An 18,806-nucleotide genomic window follows, 5' to 3' on the forward strand; every position below is an offset into this window, starting at 1 on the left:
GATATCTTTAGATATCAATCCATTATGAAAAAACCAATAAAAATAAAGATATCGAACTTGACCAAGACCAAAAGTTACCGGTAACATACGACTCTTAAGTTACCGGTAACAAATACTGGTATTAGCAATCCATTTTCCAAAAACAATAAACATCGGGAAGCGATCTTATGAGCAAGTTAATGACCACACTGACCTCTGTTGCTCTAGCAGGGGTTTTGTCTACTTCCGCATTCGCGGCAGACTACAAATTTAAATTCCAGTCCTCAGACCCATCGGGTGATAAAAATTACCAGATTCAGCAGGAATGGGTAAAACGCGTTGAAACCATGACTGGCGGTCGCGTGCACATTGATTTGCTTCCTGTTGGCAGTGTGTTCAAACACACCGAAACCCTAGATGGCATTAAAATGGGCATCTTGGACGGCCAAATCACCGCAACAAGTTACTTCTCAGGTAAAGATCCAGCGTTCGGACTGATTGGTAATACCGTCGGCGCTTGGTCCAATACTCAGCAACTTCTACAGTACATTAACTACGGCGGTGGTTACGAGTTGATGAATGAACTTTACGCTCCTTACGGCGTGAAATTCATTGGTGGCTCAACGACTGGTGTTGAAGCCTTAGTATCTCGAGTCCCTCTAGACAGTGTTGCGGATCTAAAAGGCCTAAAAATTCGAGCGCCTGAAGGCCTTGTTCAGCAAGTCTTCGCCGCTGCGGGTGCCGCGCCGGTAAACTTACCAGGTTCTGAAGTCTTTACGGGCTTAAGCAAAGGCGTTATTGATGCCGCTGATTACACTGTTTTCTCGACAAACCAGAAAGCCGGCATGAACGACATTGCAACGCACCCTGTGTACCCAGGCTTCCATTCTTTGCCATTGATTGATATCTCTATGAGCAAGAAAAAATGGGACAAATTGCCTGCCGACATTCAAGCGATTCTAACCGTTTCTGTTCGTGATTTTGCAGAAGACATCACCACGCAATTGCGCATCGCAGATGAAGCCGCTGTGAAGGTGGCTAAAGCCAACCCGAAGATCACCATTCATAACTGGTCTCCAGAAGAACGTAAGAAGTTCCGTGCTATTGCTCGTGTACAGTGGAAAGAGTTTGCTAAACGCTCACCAAATGCACAAAAAGTGTACGACTCTATCACTACTTACCTAGAAGAAAACGGCCTTCTATAATCTGCCGATTTTCATAGATAGAACAGCGCCTTTGCGTTGTTCTATCTCATTCTCTTAAACCTCGTTTATTAGCCTCGCGAAGAAGAGATTTTCTGTCTCAACTTTACATTGGACCACTGCTATGAAACCCGAAATAATTCACCCAGAAATAGACCCTTCTGAACAACCTCGTAACGGCTTAGATCACGTTATTCATGGGTTGGGCAATATCTTAAGTCTGTTGTTTATTTTTACCGTTGGTATTTCTTTTTATGAAGTATTAATGCGCTATCTATTCGACTCTCCAACCATTTGGGTGCATGAAACGGCGTCGTTTATCGGCGGCTGCTTATTTGTCTATGGCGGAAGTTATGCCATGGCGACAAATAAACACGTTCGCGTGGTACTGATTTACGACATTGTTTCCGACACTGCTCGTCGCTATTTAAATGTCTTCCACCATATTCTGGGATTGGTATTTACCAGTTTGCTTATTTGGGCGTCATTTCAGATGGTACATGACTCTTGGTTATCACCACTTGGTGGATGGTATTTAGAAACCTCTGGTTCTGCGTGGAATCCCGCTTTTCCAGCCTTAGTAAAAGGCACTATTTTTCTGACAATTTGTCTGATGTTTGCGCAATTTTTCTTACACCTTATTCAAGAGATTAATGGCCTAAGGAAGCATAAAAATGTTTGATTTATCCTCCCTAGGAATAGGCTATGGCAGCCTATTAATGCTCGGTTCAATGATTTTCTTATTGCTAACCGGCATGCAACTCGCGTTTGTTACCCTACTCGTTGCCATGTTTTTTGCTATTGGTTGGTTTGGTGTAGGGGCATTGCCTCTGGTTACCAGCCGCTTATACAGTTTTGTCGGCAGTTATGTGTTCTTGGCTGTGCCCATGTTTGTTCTGATGGCCGCCTTGCTCGATCGTTCCGGTATCGCCCGCGACTTATTTGACGCGATGAAGGTATTCGGTAGAAAGCTACGTGGTGGCGTTGCGGTTCAAACCTTATTAGTGGCCATTGTATTGGCGTCTATGTCTGGTGTGATTGGTGGCGAAACCGTGCTGCTGGGCATTCTTGCTTTGCCGCAGATGCTCCGCCTTGGCTACAACCGTAAGCTGGCAATTGGTACCACCTGTGCTGGTGGTGCGTTAGGCACCATGTTGCCACCCAGTATTGTCCTGATCATCTATGGTTTAACCGCCAGTGTTTCGATCGGCGAACTGTTTAAAGCCGCCTTTCTTCCTGCGCTGTTGCTCGCTTTTGCCTACATGGCGTATGTGTTGATTATTTGTCGTTTGCACCCTGAGTACGCGCCGCTTCCTACGGAAGAAGAGCTCGCAGAAGATGCCAACGTCAACTATTTCAAGGCCTTGTTCTTCCCGCTACTGTCTGTGGCTGTCGTGTTGGGCAGTATTTACACCGGTGTGGCGTCTGTGACCGAAGCGTCTGCATTAGGGGTGGTAGGAATCATGATCAGCGCGGTGATTCGCGGTGAAATGAGCTTCTCCATGCTAAAAGAAAGCGCCAAAGCCACTATGAGCACCTGTGGCATGATTATTTGGATCGGTATTGGTGCCACCGCGTTGGTAGGCGTTTATAACCTGATGGGCGGCATCGACTTTGTCGAAACAACCATTTTGGCCTTAAGCGGCGGCAGCGTAATGGGCACCGTTTTGATCATGATGTTGGTGCTATTTGTGCTCGGCATGTTTCTTGACTGGGTGGGCGTTGCCTTGCTCACCATGCCTATTTTTGTCCCTATTATCATGAACTTAGGACTAGATCCTGTGTGGTTCGGCGTGGTCTTCTGTTTGAACATGCAAGTATCATTCTTATCCCCACCGTTTGGTCCTGCTGCGTTTTACCTAAAATCCGTAGCCCCTAAAGACATTAGCCTAGGCGAAATCTTCAGTTCTTTGTTGCCCTTTATCGGCTTACAAATTCTGGTATTAGCACTGGTTGTCTTCTTCCCTCAGCTGGCTTTGTGGTGGAAATAATTAACCCTAGGTCATGCCGTTCAACACGGCTTTTTGAACGTACGGTCTTTGTCTCAATCAGCAAAGACCGTTAGGAGACATGAAGAAATGATTAAAAAAATTATTGTATTGGGTGTATCTGGCTCAGGAAAATCCTCTATCGGACAGCGACTTGCTGAGCAACTAGGTTATCCATTTTTTGACGGCGACGATTACCACTGCGACGCAAACGTGAAGAAGATGGCCACCGGCACTCCGTTGAACGATGAAGATCGTATGGGCTGGTTAGCCACGCTTAACCAACTGCTTCAAGACACCGATAAGGCCGTCATCGCCTGCTCAGGGCTTAAGCCGGAATATCGCAATATCTTACGCAACGGCGTCGATCAACTCGCCATGGTGTACTTAAAAGGCGACATTGAAACCATCTGGCAGCGTCATCAAAAGCGCGACGGCCATTATTTTAAAGGCCGTGGCATGCTCGAAAGCCAATTTGCCACCTTAATTGAGCCAACCTCTGATGAAGCCATTATTGTCGACATCGATCAAGAGGTGGATGCCGTCGTCAACGAAGCCTTGCAACAACTAAAGCCGTAATTTCACAAAGGCACCTTTCGTTGCGTGCCTTTCGTTTTAGATCCAAATGAAGTTAATACTCACTTCTACATTACTCCCTATAGATAAAGAGATTAGAAAGGCGTAATAGAGAAATTTTTCTTTCTCGTAGGCTGAGTGATATGCTAATGTTACGTGTAACAATGAGATGGATTTAAACAGAGAATGAAAAAGAAACGCCCTACGCTTCAAGACGTAGCCGACCTTGTCGGCGTTACCAAAATGACGGTCAGCCGCTATCTAAAAAGCGCCGATCTGGTTTCTTCTCCATTGCAAATCCGTATCCGCGACGCCTTAGACACCCTAGGCTATATTCCAAATCGCGCACCGGATATTTTATCCAATTCAAAAAGTCATGCGATTGGCGTGTTATTGCCTTCTTTGACCAACCAAGTGTTTTCTGAAGTCATCCGTGGTATTGAAGCCGTCTTTGAACCCGCTGGTTACCAAACCATGTTGGCCCACTATGGCTACAGCCGAGAGTCGGAAGAAGCCCGGATCGCAACCTTGCTGTCATACAATGTGGATGGACTGATTATCTCCGAGAGTTTCCACACCGATCGGGTACGAAAAATGCTCGAAGTGGCTGGGGTTCCTGTGATTGAAATCATGGATTCTGTGTCACCACCGATTGAACAAGCCATCGGCATTGATAACGAAGCCGCCGCTTATGCTATGACCAATTTTATGATTGAGAAAGGCCATCGAAAAGTGGTTTATTTTGCCGCTCGCATGGACGAACGAACCTTACTCAAAATAAAAGGATACGAAAAAGCCATGCAAGATCATGGCTTTACCCCGTTATGCGTCAAAACCACCAGCGCTTCTTCATTTACCCTTGGTGCGACTTTTTTAGAAGAAGTACTGAAGCAACAACCGGACACCGATGGCATCTTTTGCACCAATGATGACTTGGCAATCGGGGCGCTTTACGCGTGTCAAAAAGCCGGTATTAAGGTGCCTGAAGAAATGGGCATTGCTGGGTTTCATGGCCATGATATTTCCCGTGCTATGGTGCCACTACTCGCCACCGTTATTACCCCTCGCGAGGAGATAGGTCGTTTGGCAGCGGAGCATTTACTGTCGCGTTTGCAAGGCAATCCTATCCAACAGCGCATCATTGATTTGCCATTTCAGATCGAAGCCGGCGAAAGCCTCTAGCACAAACTTGTGTGATAAATTTGGCGCCAATCTGGCATCAAATGTGACTATTGGATTGACAAAAAAGCAGCACATCTATTTAATGAGACTTATTATCATTTGGTAATTCTCATTAAATAAGAGGCGACAACATGCCGCACCGCGCGGATCCAAGAGTGCAGCAGGAGCTAATGCACTCTCTTTATTCAGATCACCATAGTTGGCTGTTTACATGGATGCGCAAACGCTTAGAAAATCAATGTGATGCGGCAGATCTCACACAAGACACTTTTGTTCGGATTCATACTCGCCAAGAATCGGACAAGATAGATTCACCGCGCGCCTATTTGCTCACGGTGGCAAAAGGCATCATCAGCCACTTTTATCGCCGGCGCTCCATCGAACAGGCCTATCTTGAGCAACTCGCCTTATTACCTGAACAGGCAATGCCTTCCCAAGAGCACCAGCTGATTATTTTGCAAACCCTTGAGCAAATAGACGCCCTGCTTGATAACTTGCCAAAGAAAGTCAAAACCGCCTTTTTGCTGTCTCAAATTGAGGGTAAAAAGTACCAAGAAATCGCCGATGAGATGGGCATTTCGCTGATCAGCGTAAAGCGTTATATGAAGCAAGCCTACCTGCAGTGCCTGATGCTTATGGAGGAAGATTTTTTTGCCGGAATCTAACCAGAAAATTCCCTTACGAGCCTTAGAGGAAGCCGCAGAATGGCTACTCAAACTCCAAGACGCGCCCTTGTCCAACCTCGAACAGCAAACATTGTTAGATTGGCAGCAAGCCAACACTGACAACCAAGCCGCATGGGAAAAAGCACAGCGCTTGATGCATGGCATGGCACAAATGCCAAAAGACATCGCAGGGGCAGTGCTCAATCGTGCAGACGACGAAGGCCGCCGCCTTGCTATTGGTAAACTTGCCCTACTGCTGGCCGCTGGTCCCACTATTTGGGGCGGCAGCAAATTGGTCGAAAGCCAACAATGGAGTGCCGATTATCGCACCACAAAAGGTGGCTTTAGCTCGGTCACGCTGCCGGATGGCTCTACCGTAAAGCTGAATACAGCCACGGCATTTGATATTCAATTTAATCCAACGCATCGGCTTTTAACCCTGCGCGAAGGAGAAATTGAAATTGTCACGGCGCCAGTGAACAGCAAACAGTTCGGTCCTTTTCTGGTCAGCACTCAAGAAGGGGAGCTAATGCCGCTAGGGACACGTTTCACGGTTCGACAGCACCAAGAAATGACGCATCTAGTGGTTATAGAAGGCCGCGTCAAAGCCACACCAAAACAGGCTACACAACACCAAAATAACATCATAGAAGCAGGGCAAGAAGTCAGTTTTTCCCGCTATCAGCTTCACGCACGCAAAGCCTTAAGGCCAGAATCGACCGCCTGGCTACAACGCATGCTCGCCGTTCATAACATGCCATTGAGTACTTTTATTAACGAAGTGTCCCGCTACCGACATGGCCTGTTACGAGTGTCGCCCAAGCTCGCTGAGCTGACTATTTCTGGCTCGTTTCCCACCACAAATACAGACACGATTCTTACCATGCTCTCGCACACCTACCCACTGACAGTGTCGCGCCATCTTGGGGGCTACTGGGTAACATTAGAAGCCAGTTGAGGCGATGGCAGAGCAGCCAATAGAAATTAATAGGAATAGTTTTCATTATCATTGATACCTTTTTTATTTTCGAGTGGCTTAGTTAGTAACAGTCAATAAAACAACTAAACACACTCAATCGAAAAGAAAGGAGGTGGCTGTGGCTACCCGCAAAAATAACATGGTGAAAACGCCATTGCAGCAGGCAATAAAAGTGGCACTTTGCAGTACTGGCTTATTGCTTGGTAGCAGCATCAGCCTGGTTGCCATTGCCGCTGACTCGGCGCAACACAGCGCACGTCAGTTGTTCACTGTGCCGGCTGGCGACTTAGGCAAGAACATCACCGAGGTCGCGGCGCAAAACCACATAGCCTTGTCTTTTAATCCTGCGTTAACTCAGGGGCTAAAAAACCCTGCTATTCACGGAGAGTTTACGCCTCTCGAATTGATTGATCGTCTGCTCAGTGGTTCAAACTTATTGATGGTCGCCAATAAAGATGGCACCTACAGCTTACTAGACCAACAAGATTACACCTTACCCGGTGTTGCTGTGTCGGCCGACAAGGTGGCGGAGAGCAAGTTAACAGCCTACTCAGGCGGTCAAATCGAAGCCGGTGGACGCTTAGGCACATTTGGTGAGCAAAACAGCGCCAATGTGCCCTTCAGCGTGATTTCTTATACGGATAAGACCATCGAGAACCAACAAGCCGAAAGCATCGCCGAGGTGCTGGATAACGACGCCTCCGTTCAATCTGGCTATGGTTACGGAAACTATTCAGAAACCTTTATGGTGCGGGGGTTTGCGCTCGACAGTGACGCCATCTCTTACAACGGTTTATACGGTATTTTACCGCGCCAAGTGGTGTCGACTAACGCCATCGAAAGTGTACAGTTACTAAAAGGCTCCAGTGCGTTTCTCAATGGCGTCACTCCGGGTGGCTCAGGCATTGGCGGTGCGATTAACCTCCAACCCAAGCGTGCCGACGCCGATCTAAACAAGATCACCCTTGATACCACCGCAGAAGGCCAAACGGGCATTAACCTAGATGTGGCGCGACGCTTTGGTAGCGAAAAACAATGGGGAGTGCGCAGCAATGTACTGTATCGTGATGGTGACAGCGCCGTAGACAATGAATCCCGCGAAGAGACGGCCATTAGTATTGGCGCCGATTACCGCTCAGACACCCTTAGAGTCTCAACGGACATTGGCTATCAGAACCTCAAAATAGACAGCGGTCGCTCCGTGGTTCACAACTCATCTTATTTTGATGTTTCAGCACCAGACGCCGCAACAAACTACTCGCCATCGTGGGCGAACTCTCGCTTAAAAACCCTTTATGGTATGGTCAATGCCGACTACGATTTGAATGATGATTGGACCCTTCATACTGGCCTAGGCCTGAATAAAAACAAGGAATATGGCGACTATTCGTCCCCTACTTTGAGCAATGCCGATGGTGATGCCACTGTGACTCGCTTGTCGGTACCTTATGAGTCAAACTCCTTCGCCTCGACACTGGGTCTAGTCGGTCATGTTAATACTGGCGATGTCACTCATCGGATTAACCTTGCCTATTCGGGCTTCGTGAATAAAAGCTATAGCGCGTATACCTATGGTAGCGCTTCAGATAATACGACAAATATCTATAACCCGAACGACACCGACTACCCTACAGCCTCCTCCTTAGCCGATGGCAACATGGACAACCCTAATATCCGCAGCAAGACCAACGCTCGAGGTGTTTCCCTTGCGGATACCCTAGGCTTCTTGGATGACACCCTGCTTATTACAGCGGGTCTGCGCCGCCAAAATATAACGGTGAACAATTACGACTACGACGGTATTGAGTCCAGCTATTACGACGACGCGGCCACGTCCCCTATTTACGGAATCGTCTATAAACCCATAGAGAATGTTTCCTTGTACGCAAACCATGTGGAAGCGTTGCAACAAGGAGATCAGGTTACCGACACCTCCGCCGCCAACTATGGCAGCGTATTAGCGCCTTACGTTTCTAAGCAAAATGAAATCGGTGTGAAGTACGAAAATGGCACCCTAGGCGCAGAGCTGGCTCTCTTTGAAATCACCAAACCAGAAGCCTACACCTTAAATGGCGACTATGGTCTGCATGGAGAACAACGTAACCGCGGAATGGAAGTCAGCCTGTATGGCGAACCTATGGCTGGAGTACGCTTGCATACCTCAGCGACGGTTCTGGACCCAGAGTTGCGCAATGCAGAAGACAGCGACAATAATGGCAATGATGCCGCTGGCGTCGCCAAGTATCGCCTTGTTGTTGGAGGAGAGTACGACTTACCATTCTTCGCTGGCGCCACGCTTGGCGGCAAAGTCATTCGCAGTGGTCCGCAGTATTTAGACGCTGCCAACACCACCGAGCTAGACTCATGGACTCGTATCGATTTAAGCGCACGCTACCAAACCCAACTCTCAGAACATGAAGTAACATGGCGCTTAAACGTCACCAACCTAATGAACAAAGGGTATTGGGAAAGCGCCAGTAGCTCAGGTTACTTAACCCAAGGCAGTCCGCGTGAAATCAAATTATCCGTGAGCAGTACATTCTAGGGAGAAGCCGCTAGCCTTCCTAATACTAGGGTCAAACCACAAAGCCAGTAGCCATTTGCTATTGGCTTTGTGCAACCGCTGAAGAGAGTAAAGTGAAGGCACTGTCTTGAGAAATGACCGTGGCGTACTCGCCGTCTAGATTCGCCAGCGACATCGCATGCACTTCATCCGCCGAGCGCTCATAGCCATTAAAATCCGCTTTGGCAAAGGCGAAACACGCCTCCTGAACCACATAGGTGTTAAACCCTAAATTGCCCGCCGTACGCACCGTCGATTCCACTGAATTATTGGTGCTCACGCCCACCACAACCAGATCCTTAATGCCTTTTTCTTGTAACCAAACGGCCAGATTTGAATGCGTAAATGCATCAGGCACAGACTTATCAATGACCATTTCATGACTCAATGGCTGAAACACATCTTGGAATAAAGCACCATCTTGCTCTGGCCAGAACAGTGATTCAGGCTCCAGTGAAAGGTGTCGAACATGGACGATAGGCGCATGGTGTACTCGCCAATGGGCCAGCAACTCAGCGATGTCTTGTTCTGCATTAGGATTATTGCGTTGCCCAGCTTGCGGCCATGACATTCCCTTTTGCATATCAATAATAAGCAGGCATGGCATATTTTTCATGGTGCAATCTCCTTTTGTTTCACATCCAATAATCGCGTTAATTGGCGCGCTTGACGTCGCTGAAAAAACAGACTAACCAGCAAGGCAACAAACAGCAAAAAGACTAAGTTGGTTAAGAAGTCGATGCGATCTGTCGCCTGAGAGTTTTCTTTCACTGTGGCCGCTAGCTGCTCTATCTGTGTTTCAAGCGTCTGATAATCATCACTTGAAGCAGTAGACACCTGCAAAATTGCCATACTGCGCTCTAACTCAATGACCTTCTTTTCGACGCTTTGTAACGCCTTCTTAGAATGAGATTGCGTGGCCATGGCGGGCAAAATAAAACCGCCAAGTAAACACAACAGTAGGATGCGAAATAACATGAATAAGGCCTATGTCGATTTAACGAATATCAACATCATAACGGTATCCAAGGCTAGATGGCTATCATTAGAATGGGACCTTGTTTAACCTTTACTTTACTGAATGCGAGAAAACGCCTGTTTCAGAAAATCGACCACCAACCGCAGTTTTTTTGAATTTGCCGTGCCGGGCGGAAAAACAGCAAACACATCAATATCAGAGCAACGGTAATCAGCAAGAATACGCTCTAATGAACCATGTTCAAGGCGCGGCTTTGCGTCGTAACTGGGAATCCGGCCGATACCATTCCCCCCTTCTAAAAACAGAGTGCGGGCGGCCGCATTATTGGTGCTAACGGCGCCAACCACCGAAATACTAAAAGAGCGCCCGCCTTGGCTAAGATGAACGGAATTAGCCGCTTGCCGATACACGACCCAATCATGGTCATACAATTCTTGCGGCTGAGTGGGTTTACCACGCAAGCGGAAGTATTCTGGTGCGCCACACAAATAGGTCTCAAACGACGCCAGCTTACTGGCCTGCAAACCGGAATCCGCCAATGGCGCCCCACGAATAGCCAGATCGACACCGTCTTTTATTATGTTCACCACCTCATCGCCTAATGACACATCCAGCTCAATAAGCGGATACAAACGACGAAACTCATTCAAAGCAGGCACCACAATCTGTAACCCTAAATTCACCGGGCAGGTGATTTTTAACTTACCTATGGGCTCTTGCTTGGCTTTTTCTATCTGTAAATTGGCTTCGTGCGCTTGATGGGCAATCGTTCGACAACGCTGATAATACGCCTCTCCCGTTTCCGTTAACGATATTGAGCGAGTCGTGCGGTTGAGTAACACCACGCCCAATTGATCTTCTAGCTTTTTAAGGTGGTAGCTCACGACGCCACGAGAAATCCCCATCGCTTTTGCCGCGGCCGTTAGGCTGCCTTGCTCGATAACCTGAGAAAACACCACCATGCTTTTTAACTGTTCAAAGGAAATATCCATCGTGTCTCACGCTTTGTAATCAATGCCTCTATTGTATCAATAATTAAATCAATGATGTCAATTTTGTCCCCATAGTCAAGATTTGAATCCACCTCTATACTAATCCCACGCTTATCGATACAGATGGCATTCGCGATTCATCGATAGCAAACCAAACAAACACTCGCTTATAAGGAGCCCGTGATGAGCAGCAAGAAAATTTTAGTTGTCCTAACCTCTCATTCAGACTTAGGAAACACAGGCCATAAAACCGGTTTTTGGGTAGAAGAGTTCGCAGCACCTTATTATGCTTTCATCGATGCTGGCGCAGAAGTGACTGTTGCGACACCAAAAGGTGGTCAAGCGCCCATCGACCCAAACAGTGAATTAAGCGATGCGCAAACCGCAGCCACAAAGCGCTTCTACGAAGACCAAACAGCACAAAACATCATTGCCAACACACAGCTATTAAGCGACATGAAGCAAGAAGATTTTGATGCCATTTTCTACCCAGGTGGCCACGGTCCATTGTGGGACTTAACGAACAATGAAACATCCATTGCCTTGATCGAAAGCTTCCTACACGCAGAGAAGCCTATTTCTTCTGTCTGCCATGCCCCTAGTGCGTTTTTGAACATCAAAGACAGCAAAGGTGAATATTATGTCAAAGGGAAAACCGTCACTGCGTTCAAAAACAGTGAAGAAGACGCCGTACAACTGACCGATGTGGTTCCTTTTCTACTAGAAGACGAGCTGAAAAAACGCGGCGCGGAATACCAAAGTAGCGCGGACTGGAGTGCATTTGCGGTTCAAGACGGCTTAATGATTACCGGTCAGAACCCAGCAAGCTCTGAACTTGTTGCAGAAAAACTGCTCACTACACTGAGCAAATAAAACACCTTAATTAGCCGCCAAAAGTGGCTTCAAGCCTGCCTTATTTACCCATAAGGCAGGCTTTTCTACGCCTAAAAACCAACCATTTTTTCGTTTAATTCAGCCTTGTTTAGCCTTCATTATCATAAATGATAAGGATCTGAGTGAAAAAGTACATCTGTTTGCAAATTCTATTATAAAAAGTATTTATATCTCGAATTCCGCAATTTTCATTCAAAGAATTGGACCAATTATTGATTCAAAGCCTCTCCTATAGATTACGAAACCTAAGCTATCTATACTAAAAACAATTCGAAACCTGACACATTATTGACCCTTCTGGAGTTCTCAAATGACTGTTATCCTAGTCGCAAGTGCCGCCTACTTTTGGCTGTACTCTGTTTAGTTTTTTCCTTAAAAAACGAAAAAAAAGCCAGAACTCAATGAATTCTGGCTTTTCTATAAACAATGCCCCGTCCTGAAATAAACGCGTACTAGCGGCTTCTATTAAGCCGCGTAATCTAGCATGACCACATCTTCTAAGATCGGCAGCAATTCGTCGTTCACCAATGTCTGGTGCGCAGAATGAGGGAGATAAGCGTCACGAGCCGCCTCATCTACAAATGTCATAAACACACAGTGTGTGTAATGTTTAGAACCGACAGGGCTGTTATTTACTCCCCACTCAACGGCTTCGATCCCTTCGATTTTGTCTTTTAATGCTGAAATATTATCAAGGCAGCCAGTGATGGCTTCAGCGCTTGCTTCTTCTTTAAATTGAATAAATAGAATATGGCGAATCATGTGGATTTCACTCCTAATAAATACATTATGGTTAATACTAATGCGCTCATACTAGCATGACGCTATTCACCAAATAGTTAAGAAATAAGGCCAATTCAGGCATTTTAGTACGCGTTGGTTTGATGAAGTTGCGAACAATAAACAGACAAAAAAAGGTCACTTTGAGAGCAGAATATAAGGCGCAATAGCCTCAGCCCATACTCGGTATTGAGCAGCATTAATGTGTAGATAATCTCCCATTACCTCAGGGCTCACCCGCCCATTGTCATCTAAAAAACACTCATTGATATCAAGATAAACCACCTCTTCAGTGTCTGCATAAGCTTGCATCAAACGATTCACTTCATCGTTTAACACTCGCATTTTTTGCGTGGGCTTGGCGCTTCTAGGAAAAATGGCCAGCAATAGTATTTTTGTCTTCGGTAGCTTGACTCGTAATATCGCCAAAATCGCTTGAATGCCTAAGGCTGTCTCTTGGGGAGCATCTTGCCGATGGCCTGTGTTATTGGTCCCGATCAATAACACCAAGCACTTAGGCTCAATACCCTCGACCGCACCATGGGCTAATCGCCATAATACATGCTCGGTGCGATCACCATTGAAACCAAGGTTTAATGCATTCAAAGAGCCGTAATATTCATCCCAAAATACCCGCCCTTCGGCTTCCCAGCCCTGAGTAATTGAGTCACCCAAAAACACCAGATCAACCCGTTCCATCGACGCTTTCTCGGCCAGTTTTTGTTGGTGGCGGGGCAGCCACCAATCAGCATCTTGCGGCGTTGCCAACAACGACAGTGGCGTCGGCTCTGGCATTTCATCCTTTCTCTCATGACTCACCTTGGCTCTCCTACTCTTTTGAGGGTTCGCAATAGACCATTTGCCCAAAGAGAACACACAGCCGTCATTATATAAAAAGCAGTAAACACGGTATCCTAACGACTCCATCCACAGACTGTAAACACCACCATGTCTTTAAGCCTTTTCACTGTCAAAAAAATCATCGGCATGGCGCTAATGCCGATCCCCCTTTCTCTTATTGTTATGCTGCTTGCGCTTCTGCTTATCTCGACACGACCCAAAATAGCCAAAGGCCTGCTGGTCATCGCCATTGCCTGCTTAGGACTCACCAGCTTTGACCCTGTCGCCAATCGTCTGATTGCACCACTGGAAAATACATACCCTATTTTTGATACCCAACAGCCTGTAGACGTCGTTGTGGTATTGGGCAGCGCTCATCAACATTACCCCAATGATCCTGCTGTGATGCAGCTAGGACGAAGCGCCATTTACCGCCTCGAAGAAGGCTTGCGGATTTTAAAAGCCAATCCAGACGCTCAACTTTTTGTCTCGGGGTTCGACGGGCACGCAAAAATCATGCATGATGCCGCGATAGAATTAGGCACAAAGCCAAGCAGAATAGTCATGTTTCCAAAACCAAAAGACACGGAAGCAGAAGCCAATGCCATGGCATCACAACTAACAGGGAAACGCGTCGCGCTGGTCAGCGAAGCCTCACATTTAAGGCGCGCTCTTGGCTTTTTCCAACAAGTGGGCATCACGGCAACGCCCGCCCCAGCCTTCCGCTTAAGTGACACCCGCACCGAATGGCGCATCGGCGCCTCTGAAAACTACCAATCCCAGCGCGCTTTTTACGAATATTTAGGGCTCGCGTGGCAGTGGCTGAAAGCGAAAAACGTCGAATGATCAATGGGCATCACGAAAACAAAAAAGGCCGAGCAGATGCTCAGCCTTTTCGTATTGTCTCTTATTTATACTTGAAACAAGAAGTTCTTAATCAGGTCTTTGCCACCTTCTGTCGCAAAGGATTCTGGGTGAAACTGAATACCTTGAATCGGATACTCTTTATGGCGAACCCCCATTAGCTCAAAGTCGCCACCTTGGTTTATCGTCTTAATATTGCTGAAGTCCGCCTCTTGCAAATCCCCCACAGACGCCGTCACCTCTAACACATCAGGAAAGCTTTCTGCTTCGGCAATCAGTGAATGGTAGCGCATGACTTCTAACTGGTCTGGAATGTCATGGAAAATACCTTCGCCATTGTGAGTAAGGGGGCTGGTTTTACCGTGCATTGGCAATGGCGCTTTCACCACCTTGCCGCCAAACACATGGCAAATACCCTGCATACCAAGACAAACGCCCATTAATGGGATGGTTTTGCCAAATTCCACAATCACCTCAGCACAAATACCAAAGTAGGCCTTATCGTCTGGTGAACCTGGGCCAGGAGAAATAATGATGCGGTCTGGTGCGGCCTTGCGAATGTCATCCAAGGTCACTTCGTCATTACGCTTCACTATCACTTCAAAGCTTGAAACTTCGCCCTTGCTTTGTTCCGTTTCCAACACTTCGCCAATAAACTGATACAGGTTGTAGGTGAAAGAGTCGTAATTATCGATAATGTATACTTTCATGTGTTTACTCCAGACCGGCATTGTTTATGGCGTTGGTTTTCGGTGCAAAGCTTTCTAAAACACGACGAGTGCCAGCAAATTTGCGTTGAATTTCTTCGTATTCGTCTTCGGCATTAGAGTCATAGACATTGCCGCCACAAGTCTGCACGTAGGCTTTCTCACCTTTCGCAAAAACAGTACGGATCGGTATCGCAAACATGCAATCGCCATTGAAAGAGAATTGACCAACCGCACCACCGTAAGGGCCACGACCATCGTTTTCTAAATCGTCGATGATCTTCATCGCTTCGATTTTAGGTGCGCCCGTCAAGGTGCCCGCAGGGAAGTTGCTCGCCAATGCAGAAAACATGTCATGATCTTCCGCCATGATGCCGACAATTTCACTGGAAATATGCTGAACATGACTAAAGCGTTTGATGTCCATCAGGCTACGCACCTTCACCGTGCCAAAGCGAGCCACTCGACCAATGTCATTACGATGCAGGTCGACAATCATGTTGTGCTCAGCAATTTCTTTCGGGTCATTCAATAAGGCGCGCGCTAAGGCCACGTCTTCTTTTTCGTCTACACCACGCTTCGCTGTGCCCGCAAGCGGGAAGGTTTCCATTTCCCCTTGGCGCACGCGGAACAAGAGTTCAGGACTGGCGCCAATGACTTTTTGCTCGCCAAATTTGATGTAATACATTTGTGGTGACGGGTTCACTTCACGCAGTTGCTCATACAAGTTAATCGTATCGCCTGCCATGTTGAACCACATTTTGAAGCCCACTTCACACTGGAAGATTTTACCGTCTACTATGTCTTGTTTCACTTTCGCCACCGCATCTGCGTGGTCAGATTTAGACATAGATTCACCCGCTGGCGTCACCACGAATGGGCCATTTTTCGGTGTTTCTTCTGCCATCATCTTATTCACGAGTGCCACACGATTGGCATCGCAATGCTCATCTTCGTAGTAGAAGTAGACCACTTCGCCGGTCATCTTGTCGTAGATCAGACCGTCTTTGTACAAACCAAAACGGAAGGCATCAAACATCTCACTCGACTGCAGATTCAAACTTGGCTCAAAGTAGTTCATGCTGTCGTAACCAAGATAACCGGTTAACCCACCCGCGAAACCGCGCGACAAAATATTCTGCGGCACAATGTCTCGTAGCAAATAATATGGGTTCTCAGATTCGTAGGACTCAGTCGTGCCATCACGTTCTTGAATAAACAGCTGTTTGCCTTCAGCCCAGATCAATTTCTCAGGGTCAAAACCAATGATCGAATGGCGGGAAATAAAACTCTCTTCGCCAAGGGATTCCAACATAAAGCAGTTATCGAAATGCTTTTCTACCGTTTTAAACAAGGCAAAAAAGTCACAATCGGCGCTGATAGTAATGTACTTAGGCTTGCGCGGTAGCGTGATGCGCTGCGGCTTTTTTTGATAGTAAGACTGGCTATTCATGATTCTTTTAATTCCTTCAATGCGCGGGAGCCACGGGTCACCGTAGCAATACCAACACCTAACTGTTTTGCGATGTCGCGCTGTGGCACACCGTCGTCTAATAAGGCAATGATTTTTAACCGGCGCGCCATTTCGCTGATCTCGTTTGGCGTCAGCAACACGGTTAAGCGCTTTTCTAACTCGGCGGCATCATCAACTTCGGATAAAAACTGGATCAAGTCCTTCATAGGTTGTGTCTCTAATGACTCTTATAAAAAGGGCTATGTATTCACGTACTAGTACAATATAGATTTCAAAGGAGTGAAGCAAGAGGTCTGAGCATAAAAAGGCAAGGTGCTTCATCATTAAATTGATCCGTTCGCTAATTAAGACTTTCAATGAAAAATTAACAAAACTATGGAAGAGCGAGGTTTAACATGAGTATTTTTGATGAATTAAAATCTTCTTTAGAAGCAGCGGTAGATATCCACCAAGGTCGTAAAGAAACTGGTCGTAGTACTCGCGTTGAGATCGCAGATGTAAAATCTATTCGCGATGACCTTCAAGTCTCTCAGGCTGAGTTTGCCAAAGCGCTTGGCACCAGTGTGGATACGATTAAGAGCGGGGAAAGTCGACGTCGCAACCCAACAGGCTTAGCGGCTAAGGTATTGGCAACGATTCAAGATAACCCCAATTTCTATAACGAATTATCAGCACACTGACAATATCCTCAGTCTTACGCATTAAAGCGCTGCTCTGTGTCTAAGTAACGCTTTATCCTACCAACATAGTGTTAAATCAAGAAAAACGCTTTCGTTGTTCTATATAATGCTCGCATCATCCATCATGAGGAAAGCTAATGGGTATTGTCGTCGCGGTTTGTATGTGGCTCATCTTGCTGATGTCTGTTCCTAACCCGCTGCGCGGTAAATTAGAGAAACGGCAGGGCACGCTCGCATTGTTAGCATTTATAGCAGGGGTTTGGAACTTCGCTTTTTATGGATCCTTTCATCTTGGGGAGTTTTGGGGAAATGCGGCCTTTATTTCTGGCTTCTTTATGATGTTCAGTAGCTTTTCGCTCTTACAAGCCGAGACCTGGCCTTCGTCGCTAAAAAGCCCGATTCAAACGCTGCAGCGTTATCGTCATGCAATACACAATGTCATCAATAACTTAGCCCTGTTTGCGCTTGCCATTTATGCGTCACTTTACACTTATGCCCTTATCCTACTGAATTTGAACGCCTAACCCATAAAAAAAGAGAAACCCTTTGTATAAGGCGTTTCTCTTTATGGCTGACAATATTATGTTGTGGCTTTCAACCTGATCTTGGTTACAAGAACATACCGCCGGACGCTTCGATACGCTGCCCGGTTATCCAGCCTGCCCCATCGCTCAATAGCATAGCAACCGCTTGACCAATGTCTTCGGCTTCACCGACACGCCCTAATGCCGTCACCGAAGACACCATTTTATTCATCTCAGGGTTGTCGCGCACATTGCCATCACGAAAATCCGTCGCAATCGCTCCCGGTGCCAAGGTATTCACGCGCACTTGTCGTTGTGAGAATTCTTTTGCCATATAGCGAGTCATGACTTCTACACCGCCTTTCGCAATGGCGTAAGCACTTGAGCCAGGCAAGGTGAAGCGCGCTAAACCAGACGAAACATTTAAAATATGACCGCCGTTTTTAATCAATGGCAATAAAGCTTGGGTCAAAAAGAAAGGCCCTTTCACATGTATTGCTAGCATCTCTTCTAGCGCCTCATAACTGGTTTCTTCAATGCTGCTTTGTATGCCAGTGCCAGCATTATTCAGCAGATAATCGAAATCCTGGCGCCCAAATTCGCTTTCTAGCACCTTTTGTAAGCGCTCTTTAAACTGAGGAAAAGCCGCCACATCTCGAGTGTCTAATTGCAGCGAAAAAGCGTTTTGACCTGTTTCTTTGATCGCTTCCACTACGCTTTGTGCGCCATCAGCATCTTGATGATAGGTCAACACAACATCAACGCCCGCTTTTGCTAAAGCAAGTGCGCTGCTCTTGCCCAAACCACGACTACCACCCGTAATAATTGCTAACTTGCTCATTATGCACCTCTCTTAGTGATCAAATGCTCCAGGCGATGCCCGAAGGGAGCCTTAAGAATAGCCATTAGAGTAAGCGCTTTATTGTCATGGATATAGA

At 46.7% G+C, this 18,806-nt stretch carries 22 protein-coding genes; 13 read left to right on the forward strand and 9 right to left on the reverse strand.

Annotated elements, in window-relative coordinates; translation table 11 throughout:
• The first annotated feature begins 167 nt into the window (after positions 1–167).
• The 9 genes from ACIGBN_RS12410 to ACIGBN_RS12450 all read left to right on the forward strand — a co-directional run bounded on the left by ACIGBN_RS12410 (position 168) and on the right by ACIGBN_RS12450 (position 9,116).
• Complete coding sequence (locus tag ACIGBN_RS12410) at positions 168–1,184, forward strand: TRAP transporter substrate-binding protein (RefSeq protein ID WP_133002519.1); 1,017 nt, start codon at positions 168–170, stop codon at positions 1,182–1,184.
• A gap of 121 nt (positions 1,185–1,305) precedes the next feature.
• Complete coding sequence (locus tag ACIGBN_RS12415) at positions 1,306–1,863, forward strand: TRAP transporter small permease subunit (RefSeq protein WP_133002518.1); 558 nt, start codon at positions 1,306–1,308, stop codon at positions 1,861–1,863.
• Entirely contained in the window at positions 1,856–3,172 is a 1,317-nt protein-coding gene (locus ACIGBN_RS12420; RefSeq protein WP_133002517.1) for a TRAP transporter large permease subunit, read from the forward strand. The genes ACIGBN_RS12415 and ACIGBN_RS12420 overlap by 8 nt, the downstream gene beginning before the upstream one ends.
• 87 nt (positions 3,173–3,259) lie before the next feature.
• Entirely contained in the window at positions 3,260–3,748 is a 489-nt protein-coding gene (locus tag ACIGBN_RS12425; RefSeq protein WP_396665782.1) for a gluconokinase, read from the forward strand.
• A gap of 183 nt (positions 3,749–3,931) precedes the next feature.
• Positions 3,932–4,927 (forward strand): gluconate operon transcriptional repressor GntR, encoded by a 996-nt coding sequence (gene gntR / locus ACIGBN_RS12430; RefSeq protein WP_396665784.1) that lies wholly within the window; start codon positions 3,932–3,934, stop codon positions 4,925–4,927.
• A complete protein-coding gene (locus ACIGBN_RS12435; protein WP_396665933.1) occupies positions 4,866–5,033 on the forward strand; it encodes a hypothetical protein in 168 nt (55 codons plus the stop codon). Before gntR ends, ACIGBN_RS12435 begins: the two co-directional genes overlap by 62 nt.
• Before the next feature lie 25 nt (positions 5,034–5,058).
• Positions 5,059–5,592 carry a sigma-70 family RNA polymerase sigma factor gene (locus ACIGBN_RS12440; protein ID WP_133002514.1) on the forward strand — a complete coding sequence of 178 codons (534 nt, stop codon included), beginning with the start codon at positions 5,059–5,061 and terminating at the stop codon, positions 5,590–5,592.
• Positions 5,579–6,550: a FecR domain-containing protein gene (locus ACIGBN_RS12445; RefSeq protein WP_396665785.1), complete on the forward strand. Its 972-nt coding sequence runs from the start codon at positions 5,579–5,581 to the stop codon at positions 6,548–6,550. The genes ACIGBN_RS12440 and ACIGBN_RS12445 overlap by 14 nt, the downstream gene beginning before the upstream one ends.
• Before the next feature lie 139 nt (positions 6,551–6,689).
• Positions 6,690–9,116, forward strand: coding sequence for a TonB-dependent siderophore receptor (locus ACIGBN_RS12450; protein ID WP_396665787.1), 2,427 nt, complete (start codon positions 6,690–6,692; stop codon positions 9,114–9,116).
• A 58-nt stretch (positions 9,117–9,174) separates the two neighbouring features.
• Here the strand turns inward: ACIGBN_RS12450 and ACIGBN_RS12455 are convergent, their stop codons facing one another.
• From ACIGBN_RS12455 to ACIGBN_RS12465, 3 genes are all read right to left on the reverse strand, one after another.
• Positions 9,175–9,750: a cysteine hydrolase family protein gene (locus ACIGBN_RS12455; RefSeq protein ID WP_133002511.1), complete on the reverse strand. Its 576-nt coding sequence runs from the start codon at positions 9,748–9,750 to the stop codon at positions 9,175–9,177.
• The gene (locus ACIGBN_RS12460; protein ID WP_396665788.1) at positions 9,747–10,112 is read right to left on the reverse strand and encodes a hypothetical protein; all 366 of its coding nucleotides are present in this window, start codon (positions 10,110–10,112) and stop codon (positions 9,747–9,749) included. Before ACIGBN_RS12460 ends, ACIGBN_RS12455 begins: the two co-directional genes overlap by 4 nt.
• A 96-nt stretch (positions 10,113–10,208) precedes the next feature.
• Positions 10,209–11,105, reverse strand: coding sequence for a LysR family transcriptional regulator (locus ACIGBN_RS12465; RefSeq protein ID WP_133002509.1), 897 nt, complete (start codon positions 11,103–11,105; stop codon positions 10,209–10,211).
• Positions 11,106–11,288: 183 nt separating this feature from the next.
• Here ACIGBN_RS12465 and ACIGBN_RS12470 point away from each other — a divergent pair, with 183 nt between their 5' ends.
• Positions 11,289–11,978 (forward strand): type 1 glutamine amidotransferase domain-containing protein, encoded by a 690-nt coding sequence (locus tag ACIGBN_RS12470; protein ID WP_396665790.1) that lies wholly within the window; start codon positions 11,289–11,291, stop codon positions 11,976–11,978.
• Positions 11,979–12,464: 486 nt separating this feature from the next.
• Here the strand turns inward: ACIGBN_RS12470 and ACIGBN_RS12475 are convergent, their stop codons facing one another.
• Positions 12,465–12,761, reverse strand: a complete 297-nt coding sequence (locus ACIGBN_RS12475) for a Dabb family protein (protein ID WP_396665792.1) — start codon at positions 12,759–12,761, stop codon at positions 12,465–12,467.
• A gap of 156 nt (positions 12,762–12,917) precedes the next feature.
• Entirely contained in the window at positions 12,918–13,598 is a 681-nt protein-coding gene (locus ACIGBN_RS12480) for a GDSL-type esterase/lipase family protein (protein WP_396665794.1), read from the reverse strand.
• Positions 13,599–13,727: 129 nt separating this feature from the next.
• On the opposite strand from ACIGBN_RS12480, the gene ACIGBN_RS12485 reads away from it, so the two are divergent.
• Entirely contained in the window at positions 13,728–14,465 is a 738-nt protein-coding gene (locus ACIGBN_RS12485) for an ElyC/SanA/YdcF family protein (RefSeq protein ID WP_396665796.1), read from the forward strand.
• A 65-nt stretch (positions 14,466–14,530) separates the two neighbouring features.
• Here the strand turns inward: ACIGBN_RS12485 and ACIGBN_RS12490 are convergent, their stop codons facing one another.
• The 3 genes from ACIGBN_RS12490 to ACIGBN_RS12500 are packed head-to-tail and all read right to left on the reverse strand — an operon-like array spanning position 14,531 to position 16,870.
• Positions 14,531–15,193, reverse strand: coding sequence for an anthranilate synthase component II (locus ACIGBN_RS12490; RefSeq protein WP_396665798.1), 663 nt, complete (start codon positions 15,191–15,193; stop codon positions 14,531–14,533).
• A 4-nt stretch (positions 15,194–15,197) separates the two neighbouring features.
• On the reverse strand, positions 15,198–16,643 hold the full coding sequence (locus tag ACIGBN_RS12495) for an anthranilate synthase component I family protein (protein ID WP_396665800.1): 1,446 nt from the start codon (positions 16,641–16,643) through the stop codon (positions 15,198–15,200).
• Positions 16,640–16,870 (reverse strand): Trp family transcriptional regulator, encoded by a 231-nt coding sequence (locus ACIGBN_RS12500; protein ID WP_133002502.1) that lies wholly within the window; start codon positions 16,868–16,870, stop codon positions 16,640–16,642. The genes ACIGBN_RS12495 and ACIGBN_RS12500 overlap by 4 nt, the downstream gene beginning before the upstream one ends.
• A 189-nt stretch (positions 16,871–17,059) precedes the next feature.
• On the opposite strand from ACIGBN_RS12500, the gene nadS reads away from it, so the two are divergent.
• Positions 17,060–17,344, forward strand: a complete 285-nt coding sequence (gene nadS / locus ACIGBN_RS12505) for a NadS family protein (RefSeq protein ID WP_396665803.1) — start codon at positions 17,060–17,062, stop codon at positions 17,342–17,344.
• A 137-nt stretch (positions 17,345–17,481) separates the two neighbouring features.
• Positions 17,482–17,868, forward strand: a complete 387-nt coding sequence (locus ACIGBN_RS12510; protein ID WP_396665805.1) for a hypothetical protein — start codon at positions 17,482–17,484, stop codon at positions 17,866–17,868.
• Positions 17,869–17,953: 85 nt separating this feature from the next.
• Here the strand turns inward: ACIGBN_RS12510 and ACIGBN_RS12515 are convergent, their stop codons facing one another.
• Complete coding sequence (locus ACIGBN_RS12515) at positions 17,954–18,709, reverse strand: SDR family NAD(P)-dependent oxidoreductase (protein WP_396665807.1); 756 nt, start codon at positions 18,707–18,709, stop codon at positions 17,954–17,956.
• Positions 18,710–18,806 lie beyond the last annotated feature (97 nt).

Source organism: Marinomonas sp. NPDC078689 (assembly GCF_044542435.1).
GTDB classification, from domain to species: domain Bacteria; phylum Pseudomonadota; class Gammaproteobacteria; order Pseudomonadales; family Marinomonadaceae; genus Marinomonas; species Marinomonas arenicola.

What these genes read in the sequence shown, in the direction of transcription:
- ACIGBN_RS12485 (WP_396665796.1), top strand. Translation starts at nt 13,728, where the DNA reads ATGTCTTTAAGCCTTTTCACTGTCAAAAAAATCATCGGCATGGCGCTA.
- ACIGBN_RS12510 (WP_396665805.1), top strand. Translation starts at nt 17,482, where the DNA reads ATGGGTATTGTCGTCGCGGTTTGTATGTGGCTCATCTTGCTGATGTCT.
- ACIGBN_RS12500 (WP_133002502.1), bottom strand. Translation starts at nt 16,870, where the DNA reads ATGAAGGACTTGATCCAGTTTTTATCCGAAGTTGATGATGCCGCCGAG.
- ACIGBN_RS12495 (WP_396665800.1), bottom strand. Translation starts at nt 16,643, where the DNA reads ATGAATAGCCAGTCTTACTATCAAAAAAAGCCGCAGCGCATCACGCTA.
- ACIGBN_RS12420 (WP_133002517.1), top strand. Translation starts at nt 1,856, where the DNA reads ATGTTTGATTTATCCTCCCTAGGAATAGGCTATGGCAGCCTATTAATG.
- nadS (WP_396665803.1), top strand. Translation starts at nt 17,060, where the DNA reads ATGAGTATTTTTGATGAATTAAAATCTTCTTTAGAAGCAGCGGTAGAT.
- ACIGBN_RS12410 (WP_133002519.1), top strand. Translation starts at nt 168, where the DNA reads ATGAGCAAGTTAATGACCACACTGACCTCTGTTGCTCTAGCAGGGGTT.
- ACIGBN_RS12470 (WP_396665790.1), top strand. Translation starts at nt 11,289, where the DNA reads ATGAGCAGCAAGAAAATTTTAGTTGTCCTAACCTCTCATTCAGACTTA.
- ACIGBN_RS12475 (WP_396665792.1), bottom strand. Translation starts at nt 12,761, where the DNA reads ATGATTCGCCATATTCTATTTATTCAATTTAAAGAAGAAGCAAGCGCT.
- ACIGBN_RS12490 (WP_396665798.1), bottom strand. Translation starts at nt 15,193, where the DNA reads ATGAAAGTATACATTATCGATAATTACGACTCTTTCACCTACAACCTG.
- ACIGBN_RS12515 (WP_396665807.1), bottom strand. Translation starts at nt 18,709, where the DNA reads ATGAGCAAGTTAGCAATTATTACGGGTGGTAGTCGTGGTTTGGGCAAG.
- gntR (WP_396665784.1), top strand. Translation starts at nt 3,932, where the DNA reads ATGAAAAAGAAACGCCCTACGCTTCAAGACGTAGCCGACCTTGTCGGC.
- ACIGBN_RS12415 (WP_133002518.1), top strand. Translation starts at nt 1,306, where the DNA reads ATGAAACCCGAAATAATTCACCCAGAAATAGACCCTTCTGAACAACCT.
- ACIGBN_RS12455 (WP_133002511.1), bottom strand. Translation starts at nt 9,750, where the DNA reads ATGAAAAATATGCCATGCCTGCTTATTATTGATATGCAAAAGGGAATG.
- ACIGBN_RS12460 (WP_396665788.1), bottom strand. Translation starts at nt 10,112, where the DNA reads ATGTTATTTCGCATCCTACTGTTGTGTTTACTTGGCGGTTTTATTTTG.
- ACIGBN_RS12425 (WP_396665782.1), top strand. Translation starts at nt 3,260, where the DNA reads ATGATTAAAAAAATTATTGTATTGGGTGTATCTGGCTCAGGAAAATCC.
- ACIGBN_RS12440 (WP_133002514.1), top strand. Translation starts at nt 5,059, where the DNA reads ATGCCGCACCGCGCGGATCCAAGAGTGCAGCAGGAGCTAATGCACTCT.
- ACIGBN_RS12465 (WP_133002509.1), bottom strand. Translation starts at nt 11,105, where the DNA reads ATGGATATTTCCTTTGAACAGTTAAAAAGCATGGTGGTGTTTTCTCAG.